The 17,681-nt window shown below is 64.4% G+C and carries 17 protein-coding genes; 12 read left to right on the top strand and 5 right to left on the bottom strand.

What is annotated here, in order from left to right:
• Positions 1-23: 23 nt before the first annotated feature.
• On the bottom strand, positions 24-1,319 hold the full coding sequence (locus tag CJ179_RS35725; RefSeq protein WP_025433441.1) for an FAD-dependent monooxygenase: 1,296 nt from the start codon (positions 1,317-1,319) through the stop codon (positions 24-26).
• A 369-nt stretch (positions 1,320-1,688) separates the two neighbouring features.
• Here CJ179_RS35725 and CJ179_RS35720 point away from each other — a divergent pair, with 369 nt between their 5' ends.
• The 3 genes from CJ179_RS35720 to CJ179_RS35710 are packed head-to-tail and all read left to right on the top strand — an operon-like array spanning position 1,689 to position 3,848.
• Positions 1,689-2,681: a leucyl aminopeptidase gene (locus tag CJ179_RS35720; RefSeq protein ID WP_257015949.1), complete on the top strand. Its 993-nt coding sequence runs from the start codon at positions 1,689-1,691 to the stop codon at positions 2,679-2,681.
• A 24-nt stretch (positions 2,682-2,705) separates the two neighbouring features.
• Positions 2,706-3,317, top strand: a complete 612-nt coding sequence (locus CJ179_RS35715) for an SRPBCC family protein (protein WP_095864538.1) — start codon at positions 2,706-2,708, stop codon at positions 3,315-3,317.
• Positions 3,318-3,371: 54 nt separating this feature from the next.
• Positions 3,372-3,848, top strand: coding sequence for a MarR family winged helix-turn-helix transcriptional regulator (locus tag CJ179_RS35710; protein WP_095864537.1), 477 nt, complete (start codon positions 3,372-3,374; stop codon positions 3,846-3,848).
• Between the two features lie 225 nt (positions 3,849-4,073).
• Here the strand turns inward: CJ179_RS35710 and CJ179_RS35705 are convergent, their stop codons facing one another.
• The 3 genes from CJ179_RS35705 to CJ179_RS35695 all read right to left on the bottom strand — a co-directional run bounded on the left by CJ179_RS35705 (position 4,074) and on the right by CJ179_RS35695 (position 8,139).
• A complete protein-coding gene (locus tag CJ179_RS35705; RefSeq protein ID WP_095864536.1) occupies positions 4,074-5,408 on the bottom strand; it encodes an MFS transporter in 1,335 nt (444 codons plus the stop codon).
• A 352-nt stretch (positions 5,409-5,760) separates the two neighbouring features.
• The gene (locus CJ179_RS35700; protein ID WP_218834877.1) at positions 5,761-6,537 is read right to left on the bottom strand and encodes a hypothetical protein; all 777 of its coding nucleotides are present in this window, start codon (positions 6,535-6,537) and stop codon (positions 5,761-5,763) included.
• 261 nt (positions 6,538-6,798) lie between these two features.
• Positions 6,799-8,139, bottom strand: a complete 1,341-nt coding sequence (locus tag CJ179_RS35695; protein ID WP_257015948.1) for an MFS transporter — start codon at positions 8,137-8,139, stop codon at positions 6,799-6,801.
• A gap of 536 nt (positions 8,140-8,675) precedes the next feature.
• On the opposite strand from CJ179_RS35695, the gene CJ179_RS35690 reads away from it, so the two are divergent.
• From CJ179_RS35690 to CJ179_RS35675, 4 genes are read left to right on the top strand one after another with little or no spacing between them, the layout of a single operon-like run.
• Positions 8,676-9,542, top strand: coding sequence for an alpha/beta fold hydrolase (locus tag CJ179_RS35690; protein WP_095864533.1), 867 nt, complete (start codon positions 8,676-8,678; stop codon positions 9,540-9,542).
• 23 nt (positions 9,543-9,565) lie between these two features.
• On the top strand, positions 9,566-10,351 hold the full coding sequence (locus CJ179_RS35685; RefSeq protein WP_095864532.1) for an SDR family NAD(P)-dependent oxidoreductase: 786 nt from the start codon (positions 9,566-9,568) through the stop codon (positions 10,349-10,351).
• Positions 10,352-10,374: 23 nt separating this feature from the next.
• Positions 10,375-11,484, top strand: coding sequence for a zinc-binding dehydrogenase (locus tag CJ179_RS35680; protein WP_095864531.1), 1,110 nt, complete (start codon positions 10,375-10,377; stop codon positions 11,482-11,484).
• Entirely contained in the window at positions 11,484-12,362 is an 879-nt protein-coding gene (locus CJ179_RS35675; RefSeq protein WP_257015947.1) for an oxaloacetate decarboxylase, read from the top strand. Before CJ179_RS35680 ends, CJ179_RS35675 begins: the two co-directional genes overlap by 1 nt.
• A gap of 167 nt (positions 12,363-12,529) precedes the next feature.
• Here the strand turns inward: CJ179_RS35675 and CJ179_RS35670 are convergent, their stop codons facing one another.
• Positions 12,530-13,417 carry a helix-turn-helix domain-containing protein gene (locus CJ179_RS35670; RefSeq protein WP_095864530.1) on the bottom strand — a complete coding sequence of 296 codons (888 nt, stop codon included), beginning with the start codon at positions 13,415-13,417 and terminating at the stop codon, positions 12,530-12,532.
• Between the two features lie 237 nt (positions 13,418-13,654).
• Between CJ179_RS35670 and CJ179_RS35665 the strand changes: the two genes are divergently transcribed.
• The 5 genes from CJ179_RS35665 to CJ179_RS35645 all read left to right on the top strand — a co-directional run bounded on the left by CJ179_RS35665 (position 13,655) and on the right by CJ179_RS35645 (position 17,675).
• Complete coding sequence (locus tag CJ179_RS35665; RefSeq protein WP_095864529.1) at positions 13,655-14,431, top strand: carboxymuconolactone decarboxylase family protein; 777 nt, start codon at positions 13,655-13,657, stop codon at positions 14,429-14,431.
• Positions 14,428-15,273, top strand: coding sequence for an SDR family oxidoreductase (locus CJ179_RS35660; RefSeq protein WP_095864528.1), 846 nt, complete (start codon positions 14,428-14,430; stop codon positions 15,271-15,273). The genes CJ179_RS35665 and CJ179_RS35660 overlap by 4 nt, the downstream gene beginning before the upstream one ends.
• A 103-nt stretch (positions 15,274-15,376) precedes the next feature.
• On the top strand, positions 15,377-16,204 hold the full coding sequence (locus tag CJ179_RS35655) for an SDR family oxidoreductase (RefSeq protein ID WP_095864527.1): 828 nt from the start codon (positions 15,377-15,379) through the stop codon (positions 16,202-16,204).
• A 26-nt stretch (positions 16,205-16,230) separates the two neighbouring features.
• Positions 16,231-16,644, top strand: coding sequence for a cupin domain-containing protein (locus tag CJ179_RS35650; RefSeq protein WP_095864526.1), 414 nt, complete (start codon positions 16,231-16,233; stop codon positions 16,642-16,644).
• 38 nt (positions 16,645-16,682) lie between these two features.
• On the top strand, positions 16,683-17,675 hold the full coding sequence (locus tag CJ179_RS35645) for a zinc-binding dehydrogenase (protein WP_095864525.1): 993 nt from the start codon (positions 16,683-16,685) through the stop codon (positions 17,673-17,675).
• Positions 17,676-17,681: the final 6 nt, after the last annotated feature.

Here is a 17,681-nt window from a genome sequence, read left to right as displayed (position 1 = left end):
CAGTGTCGCATGAAACGGAGTGATCATTCGTCCTGCAATCTTGCAAGAGCCGGGCGGTCCCCCTTGCTGAAGACATACGCGGGAGACATCGGCTCGTGCCTTCCGTTCCAGAGCCACTCGTAGGAGACGTCCGACTCTCCCTCGAATCTTGCCAGCTTCTCATCCCGGAGCTCCTGCTCGGGTCCGTCGGGCAGCTGGTAGAGGTGGGCATTCTGCGCCGAAGCCTCCTGCACCATCCCCGCACGCTTGGCGCGCTTTGCGCCGTAGCGCAGCAGAGCAGCCGAGATCTGGTCCTTGTCGACGACAGCGAGTTCCTCTGCGAGCACGGCCGCATCCTCTATCGCCTGCGAGGCACCCTGAGCCTGGAACGGCACCATCGCATGTGCGGCATCGCCGAGGAGTCCGACATGCCCCTGGACCCAGACCGGATTGCACCGGTGCGCGAAGAGGGCCCACTTGAGGATCGGCCCCTCGGCCTTCTCCAGGATCGAAGCGATCCTCGAGTCCCAATCGCCGAATGCCCTGATGAATTCCTCGGCGGTCGTCTCTTCGGTCCAGCCCTTGTCCAGATTCACATCACTGGAGAGGGCCGCGGCCACGTTCAGGTACTCACCACCACGGATGAAGTAGTGGACCAGATGCCGACCAGGGCCGTACCACATTGTCGAATGGAAACTGTCCCACAGGAAGCGGGTAGCAGGGTCCGCCTTCAACTTCTCACCCGGGACCATCGCCCGGAACACCATCTGCCCGGAGAAGAGGAGGTCCTCCTCCTCGCTCATACCCATGGCGGCGCGCACCCGGGAATGCACACCGTCAGCCCCGATGAGGACATCACCCTCGTATCGGCGGCCGTCCTCGGTGATTGCCACCGGAAGCGCCGGGTTCGACTGGTCGGCGGTGGCCACCTTCGAGTTCGTGTGCAGGTCGACAACAGGTCCGGGCAGCGTGGGATCCGAGCACACATCGACGAGCATCTGGTGAAGGTCCGCGCGGTGGAAGTGCCAGTACGGCGCCCCGAACTCTTGCCACAGGGTGTCGCCGAGCGGCCGACTGGCCAGGATCTTGCCGTCACTCCACCGTCGACGTACCTGGCTGGTCGGTTGCGTCTTGATCGCCTCGAGCTGGGGCCGCAGTCCGGCGTTGATCAGGATCCGGCTCGCGTTGGGCGCAGTCTGGATGCCGGCACCGACCTCCCCGAGTTCGTTGGCCTGCTCCAGCACGGTGACCTTCATGCCGACACTGCGCAGCAGGTACGCCGCGGTGAGGCCGCCCAGCCCTCCGCCCGCGATGACAACTCTGTGGATGTGATTGCTCAATGGAACCTCCTGAAACAAGGTGGGTGCCGTGCCGAGGTTCTGATGACTACCTCCTAGGACGACTATCTCACCTAGATAGTACGCACACTGATGAGTTTCGCAATAGGTGTCTCGGCACTCGCCGTCCTCGAACGAAAAACCCCACCCGCCCACTCTCCCGGCGTCGCATAGTTCACCGCGCCGAAACACGCCTCACAGTGCGGAGACTCCGAGCAGGCCGCCATACCGCTTGACAAAACATTGACGGCAAACAAACATCGGGTCCAATGCGATAGTCCGTGTACGAATTACTACCTCACGAGAGGGGTCTTCACGATGAATCCGACTGCCTTCAACGAGCTTTGCCTGGAGGAACTGAAGCTTTGCGGAGTGAACGAGTCAGAGACGATCGCCGTTCTGACTCGCGGTGACGAGAGGACCGCCTACGCAGACTCCTTCATGTGGGCGGCGCAGCGTCTGGGCGCCCAGACATACCACTTGCGCTTGCCGGCCCCCAGCGACCCGGCTGGTGCCTGGCAGGTCGGCGACGTGGGGCTCGGCTCCAACCCGCTCGCCGTCGACGCATTGAAGAAGGCCGACATGGTCGTCGACTGTGCGCTGATGCTCTTCAGCCCCGAGCAATTCGAGATCCAGGGCGCCGGCACACGCGTCCTTTCCGCGATCGAACCTGTGCCGGTCTTGGCACGTCTCTTCCCGACGCACGAACTGCGAGACCGCGTCGAGCTCTCCCAGAAGTACCTGGCCGAGGCGAAGTCCCTTCGTATCACCAATGACCTCGGCACCGATGTCACCTACCGCCTCGGAAAGTACCCGGCGATGGCCGAGTACGGCTACACCGACACACCTGGCCGCTGGGATCACTGGGGCTGCGGGTTCGCCTTCACCGGCGCCTACGACGACGGTGTGGACGGCACGATCGTGCTCAGCCCGGGTGACATCATCCACCCCTTCGACACCTACGTGCAGTCGCCGGTCAAGTTCACGATCGAGAATGGCTTCATCGTGGACATCCGCGGGATCGACAGTCATTCGGGCCTCGATTCCGACTTCGTCAAGGCACACATCGACGGTTTCGCCGATCCGCGTGGCTTCGGTATGAGCCATGTGGGCTGGGGACTCGACGAACGCGCGCGCTGGCATGGGATGGTGCAGGATCCCAACGTGATCGGGGTCGAGACCCGTTCGTACTATGGCAACGTAATGATCTCCACCGGGCCCAACAACGAGCTCGGCGGCCCCAACGACACGCCGTGCCACATGGACATTCCGATGCGCAACTGCTCGCTGTACCTCGACGACGAACTGATCGTCGACAAAGGCGACCTCGCGGTCCCCGAGCTCCGGCCCGCATCGCGTCGCTGATACGACAAGACCCAGGAGAGCATCATGGAACTGACCAATACGTTCACTATCGAGGCGCCGATCGACGATGTGTGGAGGGCGTTCAACGATCCGGAGTTCGTCGCACCCTGCTTCCCGGGAGCAGACCTGACCGAGTACACGGGTGACTCGTTCACCGGAGGCGTACGAGTCAAGCTCGGACCGGTCTCGCTGAAGTACAAAGGCGCCGGGGTCTACATCAAGCGTGACGAGTCCAGCCGACGCCTGGTGATCGAGGCCGAGGGGCGAGACACCAGCGGCAATGGATCCGCGCGCGCGATCGTCACGGGCTCCATGGAGTCCGCCGGTGCCGCGCGGACCAATGTCACCATGGTGACCGATCTCAACATCACAGGACGGCCGGCGCAGTTCGGCCGCGGCATCATGTCGGACGTCGCCGACAAGATCATCGGCCAGTTCGCCGCACGATTGGCCGACAAGCTCAATGGGACCACGGGCGAGCCGGGAGCCTCATCCAGTGCGTCAGAGGAAGAGGATTCACTCAACATCCTCGGCGCTGCCGCGGTCCCGGTACTCCGTGTGGCTGCACTGGCGACGCTGGCGACAGTGGTGATCGCCCTCGGGTACCGACTCGCCCGTGGACGGGTCCAAAGTTGAGGCACCAGGTGCGCGTACCCTCCGCCCATGGCCAAGCAGCGAGATACTCCGGCTATGAACCATCACGATCAGAAGCGTGAGTACCCGACCCCACCCGACATGATGTCGGCACCGGGGCACCTCCTTCGGCGCCTCAACCAGGCGTACCAAGCGGCTTGGCTCGCTCATGTCGACACGACGACAACCGGACCGCAGGTCGCCGTCCTCATGGCTATCCGCACCTATCCGGGAGTCGAACAGGGGATGGTCGGAGCGTCGATCTCGTTGGATCGCTCGACCATGGCCAGCATCGTCACCCGTTTGGAGGAGCGCGGACTGATCAATCGGATCCGACCGGCCGACGACGGCCGCAAGCGACTCCTGTACCTCACCGATGAGGGGAAGGTTGCCGTCAAGGATCTTGTCGGACGTGCGCAGAAGTTGGACGGCTTGCTCATGGAGGGCTTCGGTCCTCTGGGGATGGACATCGTCGTTTCGATGATGGATTCCCTCGCGCAGCGCTGGGAGGACGTCGCGGACCGACAGGTCTGATGCGGTGTCAACCCGGGATATCGCAGGTCAACACTTTGGTTCCGGACCGGACACCTGACCGGTGGCGTCACGGTAGCCGGCCCAGTCGTCCAGGGACCTTCGCGCTAGGGCTCTCCTGAAGTGCCCTGAGGACGAACACGTCGTCGATGTCATCCGCCCTTCGACCCCGAGTGCCCCGAGCCACTAGGCTCGGGGCACTCGAGGCTTTGGCGTGTCGCCCTCCAACTAGTCCGCGAGTTCATGCTTGCGGGTGTCGCCGAGGCTGTAGCAGGCGATCGCGCTGATCATGCAGAACACCCCGACCATGATTCCGACCGACACCACGTGCATGCCGCTTCCGACCATTGCCGCTGCGACGAGCGGCCCCAGACCACCGCCGATCAGGCCGGCGAACTGGTACGCCACGGACGCACCGGTGTACCGGTGCCGGGTGGGGAACACCTCGGACAGAATCGAGCCGACCACGCCGAGCGTTGCGGCGTTCAGGAAGCTCATCCCCACGATGAAGAGCAGGAAAATGACCCACGTTTCGCCCGTTCCCACCATCGGGAACGTGAAGAACGAGAAGACACCGAAGGCCAGGCAAGCCGGAACGTAGATCGCCCTCCGTCCGATCCTGTCGGAGAGTGCACCGAGCACGGGGACCATCGCCATCATCCCCAGCAACGAGATCATCATGGCATTGAGGAAGACCTGCCTCGGCAGCCCCAACTCCGTTGTTGCATAGGTAATTACGTAGGTCGTCAGGATCGCCTGCGCCATGAACGGCCCCGTGTAGGTCAGAATGCTGACGACGGTGCGGCCTGGCTGTTCCTTGATCAGGGAAAAAATCGGCAACCGCCGCTCGGACTCTGCCGGCGCCTCCTTCTTCGCTTCCAGGAAAACCGGAGACTCCTCGACCTTCAGTCGGATGTACATGCCGACGATCACCAGCGCGATCGACGCCACGAACGGGATGCGCCACCCGAACGATTCGAACTGCTCCTCGGAAAGGAAGCCCAGAGCAGCGAACGACGCGTAGGCCAGGAAGACACCGCATGCCGAGCCCATGGCAACGGCAGTGGCGGAGAACCCTCGCTTCTTCTTGCCGGCGTGCTCGACCGCCATCAGCACAGCACCGCCCCACTCACCACCAACCGCGACACCCTGCACCACGCGCAGCACGATGAGAAGGATCGGTGCCAGGATGCCGATCTTTGTCGACGGTGGCAACAACCCGGTGAGGAACGTGCTCACACCCATGACGGCCATCGTGGCGACCAACACGGATTTGCGGCCGTACCGATCGCCGTAGTGACCACCGATGATGCCCCCCATCGGTCGGGCAGCGTAACCGATCGCAAGCGTCGCGAAGGAGAACACGATGCCCATGGCGGAGGGAACCCCGGCAAAGAAGACCTGGGGAAACACCAACGCTGCCGCCGTACCGTAGACGATGAAGTCGAAGAACTCGATGGTGGTCCCGACGAAACTCGCGGCATAGATCCGGGCAGCCTGCCCACGGGGGGTCGCGACCCTCTCCCCTTCGGGCTCGATCGTCCGCGCGTCATTGATTTCCACGCAATGCCTCCTTCAATTGCCACCACGACACCCGGCTACTCCTGACACGGGGCGTGATATGTCCTGATTCGATCTGTCCAGGCGGCTATCGAGACATGCTCACCAGCAATCGATTCGGAGGTAATCCGATCACACACTATCTCCGCCCGCAAGCGGAACCCGACGTGCGCACGTCACTGGTTCCCGGGCCTGGCCCTGACACACACGTATTTCAATCCTCACAATCGTGTACGGCAAGCCGGGTCGCCTCGTCGGGCACAACTCCTTCCCGAGTCGTCGCCCGACGGGCCTCCGTGTCAGCGACCGGTCCACGCGCTCGATGACGGACGGATGGTAAAGCGCCGCACACGCATCAGAGGCTGTCCAGGAGGGAGCCCCAGCCACCGGAGGTCTCGCGAACGCCGAGGAGACTGAGGATCTTCCAGAAGAATGCGGAGTCGCTGGAGATCACGGGCTTCCCGAGATCTGCCTCGAGCGGCGCAATGATGTCCATCGTGTGAACAGCGGCGCCCGACATGATGATGCAGTCCGCCTCGGGAGCCTCGGCCGCGACCTCACGCGCACTCTTGTACGCGTAGCTGGCCGGGTACCAGAGGTTCCTACCGTCCACCGACTCCTCGTCGGGGAAGCGCTTCTGGTCGACCCAGTTCTTGATGGTCAGCACGCGAATGCCACCGGCCTCCAGGAATTGCGTGTACCGCTCACTCAGCTCTCGGCTGTAGTAGGTCGACGAGATGGCGACGGTTTTGTACCCCCGCTCCTGCAGTGCCTCGACGATGGACAGGCCCATCAATGCGACAGGTTTCCCGGACGCCTTTTCCAGTTTTTTGGAAATGTCCTCGGCCCACTCGAGACCCGTACCGCCGGCGAACGAGAACGGCGTGCCGACCTGGCCGACGATATCGACGCCGGCCGAGCCGAGTGCAGCGGCGGAGGTCTCGAGCTGCTCGACTGCCCGCTTGATATTCGTGGCATCCACGCGGAAGTTCGGTACGTACGGGAAGGTCTGGTATACACCCACTCCCTCCGGAGCGACACGCGCGAGCTCGACATGAGCGTTCTCGATAACCGGTGTAGAGATCAACCCGACCTTGCCACGCCAACCATAATCAGCAGACCAGTGCGTCATTTTCCTCGAGCTCCCTTGTGTCTATTCGAATGAATTCATACTGCCCGTATGTCCGGGCATGTCGTGACAAAGCGCGACGAAGGAAACAGCAGGTGTGCCGTCCCCACCTCGCGGGTTCCCGTGATCGCGCATTGCAGCCTCTCGAAGGCTGGATTTGGTTTGTCCCCGCGGCGCCCGCCCGACTCCGTCGCTCGACCGTCAGAATATTCTGCACACGGACTAACGTGGGGAGTCAATTCTCGGGCGTCACGATCCGGACGCTCACACCTTGGTGAGGTTGGCCTTTCGAGTGTCTCCGAGCATCATCGTGGAGCCGGCACTGATCGCGCAGAACACTGCAATCATTAGCGATACGGCAATGACGCCCAGATCAAGGGTGGTTGCCAACGCCGCGGCGACGAGGGGGCCGAATCCACCGCCGATCATACTGGACAACTGGTACGCCAAGGACGTACCGGTGTAACGAGACTCGGTCGGGAACACCTCACTGAGGATCGCGCCGACGGGACCGAGGCACGCGGATTCGATCACACCCATGGAGATGAAGAAGGCCAGGAACACGAGTGCTGCAGAGCCCGAGCCGATCATGGGAAAGATCAAGAACGAGAAGATTCCGAACAGGATCGCTGCCGGCACGTAGACAACGCGTCGCCCGACCTTGTCCGAAAGCGCGGCGAAGAGCGGCACACCGACGACCATCACGGCTAGCGACACGGTCAGGGCGTTCAGCATGAGTCCTCGCGAAGCGTCGGTGTGGGTCGTTCCCCACGAGACGACGAAGATCTTGACGATGGACTGAGCCATGACGGGGCCGACGTACACACACAGCGCCAGCACGAGCCGTCCCGGGTGGTTGCGAATCAAGTGGACGAAGGGTGCCTGCTTGCGGGTCTTCGTCTCATTCTCTCGTTCGTCGACCGAAGCCTCGAACACCGGGCTCTCCTGGACGTTCATTCGAATGTAGGCACCGACTGCAATCAGAACCACCGAAGCCAGGAACGGGATGCGCCATCCCCAGGTCATGAATTGATCCTCGTTCAGAAGTCCCAGGACGGCGAACGACGCAGTAGCGAGAAGTGCCCCGAGCGCCGCTCCGACTCCGGTCGCGCTTCCGAAGAGTCCGCGAGACTTCTGCGGACCGGTTTCAACCGACATCAGCACCGCACCGCCCCACTCGCCACCGACGGCAAGCCCCTGGATCAGGCGAAGGGTCACGAGCAGTACCGGCGCGAGGCTGCCGATCTGCGCAGTAGTCGGCAGGAGTCCGATGAGCATCGTGGAGACACCCATCAGGACGAGGGTGATCATCAGCACGGACTTTCGTCCCGTTCGGTCGCCGAAGTGACCGAACACGACCCCACCGAGCGGACGCGCCAGGTACCCGGCTGCGAATGTCGCCAGCGAGGCGATCACTCCAGCAGCCGGGGACATGCCGGAGAAGAAGATCGAACCGAAGACCAGGCTTGCGGCAGTCCCGTAGATGGCGAAGTCGTAGAACTCTACGACACTGCCGATGAGACTTGCCAGGTACGCGCGGCGCTGGTTGCGGGCACTGGGACCGGACTCGAGTGCAGACCTCGCCGCTGCTGATTCCGTCGCCATGGCGCTCCTTGGAAGATCGGTTTGTGACATTGGTTGTAGCCAGCCTTTCCTTCACCCGCCCGAATTGTGTGATGTACGTCTCGCAGCGTGAGGAAGTAATTGGAACACGGACGATCTCCAACCGCAAGGGATGCTGGGCGGATTCGGGCAACCAATTCTCCGAAGGCTCACACGGGACCCGCGAGCCGGGCCCAGGCGGCGTTGTGCCATGTCCGATCGCGCATCTATGCAGGTCTAGAAGGATTTGGCGGCGAATGCCCCCCTCGGAAGTCTCTTATGCGAGAGGTCTTCGAACCGAGCCGGTCCGAAGACGAGTGCCTAACGCAGATGGTCGCAAGCGGAGTTTGCTCTGCGTACTGATCATTGCGTGGGTGGGCTGGCCGTCCCTGCACAGCACGGGGCTACAACTTCCGCACCTGTGCCCCTGAAAAATCGCTCCAGCGCTGGACATGTGGGTTGACAACGGCTGCGCCACACAAGATGATCAGTGGACAAACTATCTTCGGGTTCGCCCGACCTCCGCCGAGGAGCAGCCGTTGTCCGCAGATAAAGTCCGCCGCCCGAGGGCCGTCCTCCAAACGGCCCTCGCCGACCTCGCATCGTTGCGGGCGACCAGCCGCTGGATCGACACAGGAACACTGAGACTCCACGTGCTCGACTACGGCGGGAACAAACCGCCGATGGTGATGTTGCCCGGAATCACCAGTCCTGCAATCACACTGGACTTCGTGGCGAGCGAGCTGCTCGACCTCGTCCGCCCCGTTGTCGTCGACATGCGAGGGCGAGGACTCTCGGACAGCGCCGAGTCGTACTCCTTGAAGGACTATGTCGATGACACGCGAGCGGTGATCGATTCCCTGCATCTTGAATCACCGATCCTGTTCGGGCACTCGATGGGTGCTCGAGTAGCAGGACTCGCAGCATCCCTCGATGCGGAGAAACTGGCCGGCACCATCCTCGTCGACCCGCCGATGACGAGCGGCCCGGGCCGCGGGCCGTACCCCGTCACGCTGCACGACTTCGAGGACCAACTCGCCGCGGCGAGGCGCGGCTTGGACCCGGCGGACATGGCGCGCACCTGGCCGACCTGGCCGCCACGCGAACTGGGACTTCGTGCTCGCTGGCTGTCCAGTTGCGTAGACGAAGCCATCGCTCGAACGCACGAGGGCTTCGAGAGCGACGACTTCTTCGACTTCTGGCCGGGAGTCCCAGCGCCGACCGTGCTGATCTACGGGGCCGACAGCCCCATGGCATCCGGGCAATCCATCGAAGAAGCCACGCTGTCGAACCCGAAGGCGCGATTCGTGAAAGTGCCGGAGGCAGGCCACATGGTCTTCTGGGACGCACCGGAGCGGGCGCTCTCTGCGCTGCGTTCGATACTCACCGACTGGGACACCAAGTAACGATGATACGGAGGACACACTGAATGACTGAATCTGAATCGGCACGTACGCGCGGGGCGATCCTCACCGGTGCCGGTGGTGGCATCGGGACCGCCACCGCTGTCCAACTTGCCCACGACGGCTACGCACTGGCGCTCGTCGACCGCGACCAGAAGCAGTTGGATCGGGTGGCGGATCTGGTCCGTGCAGAGGTTCCGACTGCGGAGCTCCGGACGTACGTCGCCGATGTGACGGATGGCGCGGCAGTGGCGCAATACGTGCAGAGCGCGGGGGCCGAACTCGGCCCGATCCGGCTTCTGGTCAACAACGCAGGCATCGAGGGCCGCGTCTGCGCGATCCATGAGTACTCCGAGGAAGAGTTCGATCGGGTGTGGGCTGTCAACGCACGCGGAACCTGGCTCAACATCAAGCACGTGGTGCCGCTGCTGCTCGCGGACGGCGGCTCCATCGTCAACGTCGCCTCGGTTGCCGCACTCCGCTCGTCGGTGCTGTTGGCGCCCTATGTGGCGAGCAAGCACGCTGTCCTGGGTCTCACCCGATCGGCGGCCAGTGACTTGGCGCCTCACGGCATTCGGGTGAACGCGGTCTGCCCGGGGCCGGTCGATACGCGCATGATGAATTCGTTGAGCGAGCAACGCGTGCATGCTACGGGCGCAGCCGATGGAGCGGCGGGCCTCGTGTCGCGGGTGCTCCTCGGGCGCATGGCCGAGCCGAGCGAGATCGCCTCGGTTGTCGGCTTCCTGGCATCCCCTGCCGCTTCCTACATCACCGGCAGCGCAATTGTGGCTGACGGTGGCCTGTCGATCTGAAACCTCACGTGAAGAAGGCGGTAATGCAGCAGATGCGTACTGGCAGAAGGGCCGTCCTGGTCGAGCCCAACAAACCCCTGGAGATCTGGGAGTCCCCGGTGGACCCGCCCTCCGGTGCCGACGTGCTGGTGGCGGTGGAAATGGCCGGAGTGTGCGGCACTGACTACCACTTCTATCTCGGTGAAGTGCCCATGCCCGGGCCGATGGTCCTCGGTCACGAAGGCATCGGCAGAGTGGTCGAGTGCGGGCCCGAAGCAACAACCGACAGCGCCGGTAATCCCCTCGCGAAGGGCGACCGCGTCTACTGGGTTCCCCTGAAACCATGTCACCGGTGTCACGCATGCACGGTCTTGGAAGACACGTCCCTGTGCCCTAACCAGTCCCCCGGCCGGTTCCGGGATCCAAAGCTCACGCCATTCGCGACGTACACCGACTTCGCGCTTCTTCCGAACGGGATGACCTTCTTCAAGGTTCCGGAGGACACCCCGTCCGAGGCGGTCATCGCCTTCGGTTGCGCGATGCCGACAGTGCTGCACGCCATGGAGCGCCTGGGCCAGATCCGTTTCGGGGACAGAGTGCTTGTCCAGGGCGCTGGGCCCGTCGGCCTGGCAGCGACTTTGGTCGCCAGCCTGTCCGGGGCCGGCGAGGTGGTCGTGATCGGAGCCCCGGCGTCGAGACTCGACATGGCAAAGCGACTGGGGGCGACATCGACCATCGACCTCGACGTGCACGCCACCTCCGCGGATCGCATTGCAGCAGCAAGGGAGATCATGGACGGGGGCGCCGACATCGTGATCGAGGCCGCGGGAAAGCTCGCGGCGTTCGGGGAGGGAAACCAACTGGTTGCACGTGGTGGCCGCTACCTCATCGTCGGCCTATGGTCGGCCCCTGGTACAACGATGCTGGAACCTCGAAAGATCAACAACGACAACGTCCGAATCATCGGATCCGCGCTCTCGCGGCCCCGGCACATCTTCAAGACGATCCAACTGGCGCAGCGCTACCACGCGCAGTTGCCACTGACCGACGTCGTGTCGCATCGATTCGGGCTGGAGGACGCGCAGAGCGCAATCGAGGCTGTCGGACGTCATGAGCCGATCAAGGCGGTCATCCAGCCCGGAATGGAGGCATGATGGCTCGTCGGGCACTGCGCCAACTCCTCACGGGACCCGGCCCGTTGATTGTTCCGGGCGCCTACGATGCGCTGTCGGCCCTCCTGGTCCAGCAGGTCGGGTTCAAGGCTGCATTCATGTCCGGCTACGCAGTCTCGGCGGCACTGCTGGGTAAGCCCGACATCGGCCTGCTCACTGGCAGCGAAATGGTCGACAACGCACGACGTATGGCTGCCGCAGTCCAGATTCCGCTCCTCGTCGACGGCGACACCGGCTACGGCAACGCCATCAATGTGATGCGAACCGTAGAGACCTACGAGCAGGCCGGAGTCTCCGCCATCCAGCTCGAAGACCAGGTAACCCCCAAGCGCTGCGGGCACATGTCGGGAAAGCAGGTGATCGACTGCGCGGAAATGCTCGGCAAGATTCGGGCGGCCGTCGACGCCCGCGAAGATTCCGACCTCATGATCATCGGCAGGACGGATGCGGCATCCATCGAAGGAACCGACGCGGCGATCGCGCGAGCCCAGGCCTATGCCGATGCCGGGGCCGACATCCTCTTCGTCGAAGCGCCGGATGACGTCCGAGAGATAGAGAAGATCGCATCGAGCCTCGCACCGCTGGCGCCACTGGTCTTCAAGGTCCCGGAAGGGCGGCAATCGCCACCGCTGTCGTTCGACGACCTCGCCGATCTGGGCTTCTCGATTCTCCTCCTGCCCATCGGGACGCTTCTCGCTGCCACAGCAGCGATGCAGCGCTCACTTCGAGAACTGGCCACCGACGGTTCCCCGGTCGAGGCCGAGATTCCGCCACCCACCTTCGACGGATTCAATGACCTGGTGGGCCTGCCTGCCATGCGGGAACTCGAGAACCGATACGCCGATTCGCACGAAGCCTAGACGCGCATAGACCAGTGTGATCCTGTCGATAGACGACAGGATTAGGACGACGTCGGCGGTCGCGGTGTTGTCCTCTACGCGGGAGGCGCGTGTGGTGCCGGGAATCCGGGAAGTCTGCCCCTGAACAAGGATCCACGCAAGTACGACCTGCGTTGGCGTCAGTCAGACTATTCCGCACCACGGTGGGTGGCGAGTTCGCCGGCTTCTTCGAGTGTCGCGGCCCAGGTGGCGAGGAGTTTGAGGCCGTCGGCAGCTGGACTGTCCTTGGGTGCGGTGTACACCAGGAGGATGAGGCCGGGATGAGCAGGGAACTCCATCGCCTCGAAGTTCAGCTCGAGCTTTCCGACGGCGGGATGGCGGATCTTCTTGTGCCCGGTTCGGTGGAACCGGACGTTGTGCGCCGCCCACCGGGTCCGAAAAACCTCACTGCAGGTCGATAATTCGCCGATCAGCTCGATGAGTTGTTTGTCGTGCGGGTGACGGCCGGCTTCGGAACGAAGCATGGCAGCGATGTCATCGGCGGCGCGGTCCCAGTCGACGTAGAAGTCGCGCGCAGCCGGGTCGAGGTACACGAACCGGGCGTTGTTCGCCGGTCGGCGCGGGTCGGCGAGCACAGGCGCATAGAGGGCGCGGGCCAACCGGTTGGCGGCGAGCATGTCATGGCGGGCGTTGCGTACCCAGGCGGGTGCGTCGGTGATCGCGTCGAGAACCAGTTGCACGCCGGCCGTGACCCCCGCGGTCTTCGATCGGCGCTGCCGGACGGGTCCGGGTTCGGCGGCCCGGGCGAGGTCGAACAAGTGTGTGCGCTCGGCCTCGTCCAATTGCAGGGCGCGGGAAAGGCCTTCCAGGACGCTGTCGGAGGCACCGGCGAGGTTGCCGCGTTCCATCCGCACGTAGTAGTCGATGCTGACGCCGGCGAGCAGGGCCACTTCCTCTCGACGCAACCCAGGAACCCGCCGAGCACCGCCGTAGGCGGGCAGTCCGGCCTGTGCCGGGTTGATCCGCGCCCTCCGGGATGTGAGGAACTCCCGGACCTGTGCTCGCTGGTCGTCCATGCGTTCCACGGTATGCGGCCCGGCACGACTGAGGGAGGTACTGCGGTTACCTGGAAGAGCAGTGACTCCCGCAGGTGCCGGATCGCGCGTTTACTCGAATGGTGACCACCTCGCATGACCGACCGCCGGTCGCGGCACCGCCGCGGCGATCCTCGCGACAGCTCTGATCGGCCACCCCTGACGAACGCTGTGCTCCGGTGCGGCATCGATACGACGAACCCCTGGAAGCGAGTTGGAATGGCGATCACCGAAGCTGCCCGGAACAATCACGACGAGTTGTTTCCGGGGCACGTCTCGACGTTGAAGGAGACTGATCCGGAGCTCATCGAGGTGTTCGACAACTTCGCATTCGACGAGGTGCTGCAGTACGGCGACCTGAACACCCGTACACGTCTGATGGTGCAACTCGCCTCGATGATCGCGAGCCAGGCACTGGCCGAGTACCGGGTCATGCTGGGCGCAGCGCTCACCGTGGGGGTGAGCCCCGCGGAGGTCAAGGAGGTTGTGTATCAGGCGGTCCCGTACGTCGGCATGTCGAAAGTATTCGACTTTCTCCACGCGACGAACGACGTGCTCACCGAGCATGGCATCAGCCTCCCACTGGAAGGCCGAGCGACGACCACGGCCCAGGACCGGTTGGCGAAGGGCTTGGCCAAGCAGAAGGAGATCGTCGGCGCAGACACCGTGGACGGGATGTACGACGCCGCAGCACCGGACGAGGTCCACATCCAGCGCTACCTGTCGGCGAACTGCTTCGGTGACTACGTCACGCGCAGTGGTCTGGACACGCCGACCCGTGAGTTGCTCACGTTCGCGATGCTGGCCTCCCTCGGTGGTTGCGAACCTCAAGTCAAGGGACACACGATGGCGAATCTCCGCGTCGGGAACACCCGGGCCGACCTGCTCGCCGTCCTCACGCACCTGCTGCCGTTCATCGGCTACCCGCGCACGCTCAACGCCCTGCGGGTACTGAACGAGTCCGCACCCGCCGCCGACCCGTCATCGCAGTCATGACCGAACGTATTTGGCTCATCACCGGCGTCAGCAATGGCTTCGGCCGCCACCTCACCGAGCAACTGCTCGAGCGCGGCGACCGCGTGGTCGGCACCGTCCGCCGACCGGAGTCCGTCGACGAACTGACCAGCCGGCATCCGGACCTGTTCCGGGCCGAGGTGCTCGACGTCCGTGACACCCCGGCCTTGCGCACAGCCGTGACCCGAACCGTCGCGGACTTCGGTCGGATCGACGTGGCCGTGAGCAACGCCGGATACGGCCTGTTCGGGGCCGCCGAGGAGCTCACCGACGAACAGGTCGACGCCATGATCGCCACCAACCTCACCGGGTCCATCCAGCTCATCCGCGCCGTGCTCCCGCACATGCGGGCCGCCGGCGGAGGCCGGATCGTCCAGCTCTCGACGTACGGCGGACAGGTCGCGTTCCCCGGCAACTCGATGTACCACGCCACCAAGTGGGGAATCGAAGGCTTCGTGGAATCGGTGGCGCAGGAGGTGGCGCCGTTCGGCATCGGCATGACGCTCGTCGAACCCGGAGGCGCGCGCACCGACTTCCGCTACCGCGGCGCCCAGATCGCCGAACCGATTCCGGACTACGACGCGACACCCGCGCACAACTTCCGGAAAATGCTCGACCCCGCCGCCGGCCTGGCGCCCGGAGACCCGGCACGAATGGCCGCCCGCATCATCGAAAGCGTCGACGTCCAACCCGCACCGCTGCGCCTCATGCTCGGCTCGCAGGCACTCGAGTCCACCCTCGCGGTACTCCGCACACGCGTCGCCGACTTCGAGTCCCAGACCGAACTCGCCGCCTCCACCGACTTCCCACCGGAAACCGACTGAGTGTGGGCGGAAGTCGAATTCATTCATACAAAATGGCGCGCCACCAGGTGCTGCTAAAACAACTGGCAGTCACCACGACCGAAGAATCGAGAGACACATACTGATGAGCAAGGTCATTCTGGTTACCGGCGCGGGCCGAGGGCTCGGCACCGACATCGCCCGCACGGCCCTCGCGACCGGCCATCAGGTCATCGCCACCGGCCGCCGCCCCGAAAAAGTGCAGGAACTGCTGGGTGAGAGCGACAACCTGCTGACCGCCGCCCTGGACATCACCAACCCCGCCGACGCCGAAGCCGTCGTCGCCACCGCGGTGGAGCGGTTCGGCCGGATCGACGTACTGATCAACAACGCCGCCACCTTCCAAGCCGGCTACTTCGAGGAAATCTCCGACACCGCGATGCGTACGCAGGTCGAGACGAACCTGTTCGGCCCGATGAACGTCACCCGCGCCGTCCTACCCCAGATGCGCAAGCAGCGGTCAGGGCACATCATGACCGTCTCCTCACTGGCCGGGATCATCGGCCAGGAATTCTGCGTCGCCTACGCCACCACGAAGTTCGGTGTCGAGGGCTGGATGGAGTCGCTGAGCTACGACCTCGAACCGTTCGGAATCACGACGACGATCGTCGAGCCCGGGTTCTTCCGCACCGAACTACTCGAAGAGGCGTCCACCGCCTGGGCCGACCAGTCGATCGACGACTACGCCGAGCGCACCACCCAGACCAAGGCCGCCTGGCAGTCGATGAACGGGCAGCAGACCGGCGACCCGGTCAAGCTCGCCCAAGCACTGATCAAGGTCGCAGAGCTGGACAAGCCGCCGCTGCGGTTCGTCGCCGGATCCGACGCGATCCCCGCCGTCATCGACAAGGGACGTCAGATCACCTCGCAGGCCGAAGCCTCCCGCGAACTCGGCTTCGACCTCGACAACTGACACATCACCAACTGAGGAGACAACTCATGGAATTCATCGATCCCGTCCCGACCGGCAAGGGTCCGGCCGAGTGGTTCACCGGTGATGTCTGGTTCGACGTCATCTACGCCGGGAAGGAACCGTCCCGCGTCCGGACGAACATGGTCCGGTTCTCGCCCGGCGCCCGCACGTTCTGGCATCACCACGTACTCGGGCAGACCCTCCACGTCGTGAGCGGGACCGCGCTCGTCGGCACCCGCGACGGTGTCGTCTTCGCCGCCCAGCCCGGGGAAACCGTCACCTGCCCCGCCGGTGAAGAGCACTGGCACGGCGCCACCGACGACCGGTTCATGGAACACCTGGCCATCTGGGAAGGCGACGGATCCAGCACGCCGGAGACGACCTGGCTCGAGGAAGTCACCGACGAGCACTACCACGCGCCGCGCACCCGCCGCTCCTGACAACCGTGCCCGACTCGCTCCCGGAGGACAGACCACACATGACTGACACGATGCGCGCCCTCGTCGGCGGAATCGGCCCGGAGTGGGTCCTCGAGGAGGTCCCCGTCCCGCAGGCCGGGCCCGGTGAGGTCCTGATCCGGAACCGGGCCGCGGCGACCAACAACGCCGACATCCCGATGCTCGCCGCGGCCGATCCCACTCACGGTGGTCACGGCAAGAGGTTCATCGCCGGGTTCGAGTACGCCGGAGAGGTGGCCGCACTCGGCGAGGGTGTGGATACGTGGCAGGTCGGCGACGCGGTGATGGGGTCGATCCCGTCGGCCTTCGCCGAGTACGTGGTCGCCGACCACCGGTTCGTCCTGCCCCGTCCGAAGGGACTCGACCCCGACGTGGCCTGCGCGCTGCCGACCGGCCTGCTGACCGAGCACGGTGCGCTCACCACCGCAGGGTTCGCTGCCGGGCAGAGCGTGCTGATCACCGGCGCCTCGACCGGGATCGGCCTCATCGGCGCCCAGATGGTCAAGGCATTGGGTGCCTTACACGTGATCGGCACCACCCGCAGCAGCGCCAAGCGGGACCTGCTCACCGCCGCCGGGGTCGACACCGTGATCGTGACCGGCGAGCAGGACCTCACGACGGCGACCCTGGCGGCGACCGACGGCAGGGGTGTCGACGTCGTGCTCGACCACATCGCCGGGCACACCTTCGCCCAGTGCCTGCCCGCCACCGCCGAGGACGGTCACGTGGTCAACATCGGACGCCTCGACGGCGCCGAGTCGACGATCAACCTCGACCATCTGTCCTACCGCCACCTCACCGTCCACGGCGTGTCCTTCGGCTTCACCCGCGACTGGGAGATGGCCGGCATCATCGCCGGGCTCCTGCCCGAGGTCATCCCAGCCGTCACGCGTGGTGAGATCCGCCCCGTGATCGACCAAACCGTGGACGTCACCGACGTCCAGCAGGCAGCCGGGCGGCTCCGCTCCGGTGAGGCGGTCAGCAAGATCGTCCTCACCTTCGCCGCGGCGTAAGGACGC

The sequence above is a fragment of the Rhodococcus sp. ACS1 genome (assembly GCF_002300155.1).
GTDB lineage: Bacteria > Actinomycetota > Actinomycetes > Mycobacteriales > Mycobacteriaceae > Rhodococcus_F > Rhodococcus_F koreensis.
The sequence above is the reverse complement of the archived record's forward strand: the minus strand, read 5'-3'. Positions and strand labels throughout refer to the sequence as shown.